This is a genomic window from Mesorhizobium sp. M7A.F.Ca.AU.001.01.1.1 (genome assembly GCF_004022735.1).
GTDB classification, from domain to species: Bacteria; Pseudomonadota; Alphaproteobacteria; order Rhizobiales; family Rhizobiaceae; genus Mesorhizobium; species Mesorhizobium ciceri.
This window is the reverse complement of the sequence record NZ_RZPF01001100.1, coordinates 1-1,292: the sequence shown is the minus strand read 5'-3', so window position 1 is coordinate 1,292 and position 1,292 is coordinate 1. Positions and strand designations below refer to the sequence as shown.

General features: G+C 66.3%; 1 protein-coding gene and 1 pseudogene. Both read right to left on the bottom strand.

Annotated features, from left to right (window positions below; translation table 11 throughout):
- Window positions 1-55 precede the first annotated feature (55 nt).
- Complete coding sequence (locus EN884_RS36175) at window positions 56-247, bottom strand: hypothetical protein (protein WP_013529739.1); 192 nt, start codon at window positions 245-247, stop codon at window positions 56-58.
- A 176-nt stretch (window positions 248-423) separates the two neighbouring features.
- Window positions 424-1,292 (bottom strand): annotated as a pseudogene (locus EN884_RS36170) (peptidase M15); the annotation flags it as partial.

Sequence of the window (1,292 nt, the reverse complement as noted above, 5' to 3'; positions counted from 1 at the left end):
ACGCAAGTCGGCCGGGCTTCCGCCGGATGTTTTTTCCAGGCCTGCCTTGGCCGGATCAGTTGCAGACCCTGACTTCCCTGACCACCCTATGATGATGCTTCCAGGTCGTGACAACCTTGGTCCGGCAGTGCTTCTTCATGTGCATGTGATCGTGGGTCTTGACGACAATGGTTTCGGCCTGCGTAGGGGCGATGGCCGCCGAAGCGGTTGCCAACGCGATGACCGATGCCAGTAGAATCTTCTTCATGGGTATCCCCGGGTTTGAACGAACGAGGGAGAAACCGTTGACGGCCCGAGGCGTTCCACGATCACGGCAATGTCAGGCCGGTGTGATCGGAAGCCGGCGGGCCGCGCGACCGGATCCGGCCACGCAGCAAAAAGCCGCGCTGGTTGCCCGGCGCGGCTTTGTCGGTTGATTTGCCGTCATTTGGTCTGGAAGCGGGCTACCGACATGAACTTGACGGCGTTGCCGGTGAAGCGATTGGCATCGGCCACCTGGCTGCTCGGCTGGAAGCCAGCGGTGTAGACCTCGCTCGGCGGCGTGTGCACGATGCTGTAGGCGTAACCCGGCGCCGTCGTCGCGCTTGAAACGGTGGCGACCTGCTCGCCGCTGGTCAAGGCCCAACGGGCGGCCTGCGGTGCGGCTGCAACCACCATGGCCTTGGGGCCTGGCTTCAGGTCGCGGGCGGTGGCTCTCGATTCCTTGCGGGTCGTCTTGACGCCGGCGCCGATCGCGGCGGCCGGATCGGAACCGACTGGGCGGGCCACGACAGCATCGCGCGGCGATGCGGTGTTGGTGCCCGGATCGTTGAACGCCGAACGCGGCTCGGACCCGGACAAGGAAGCAAGCTGGTAATCGGCCGCACCGACCTGGGCATTGGCCTCGTCGAGCACGGCCTTGACCGCGTCCGGCCTGGCCATCTCGGGCCGCGCCGTCGGCAGCACCGAGAACGCATCGGTCGCGGTCTTGCCTTGGTCGGCCGTCTCGGCCAGCGCCATCAGCACATCCTTGCTGGGCGGCGCAGCCAGAGCGGCCGGCAGCGAATTGTCGGGACGCCATGTCGGCAACGGTATGTTGTTGACCGCGACCTGGGTCGCATCAGCCGAAGCCGTTGCATCGGCCATGCCGAAAGGAACGCTCGCCGGCGCATGCGCGGTCGCCACGGCCTGCTCGGTGGTGGCTGTCGCCTCCGCCATCGCGAAGGGAACATTCTCAGGCTGCTGCGCGCCGACATCGGCTTTCGGCCGCGGTGCGAAATCCGGCAGCGGAATGCTTCGGGCCGGCAATGCCG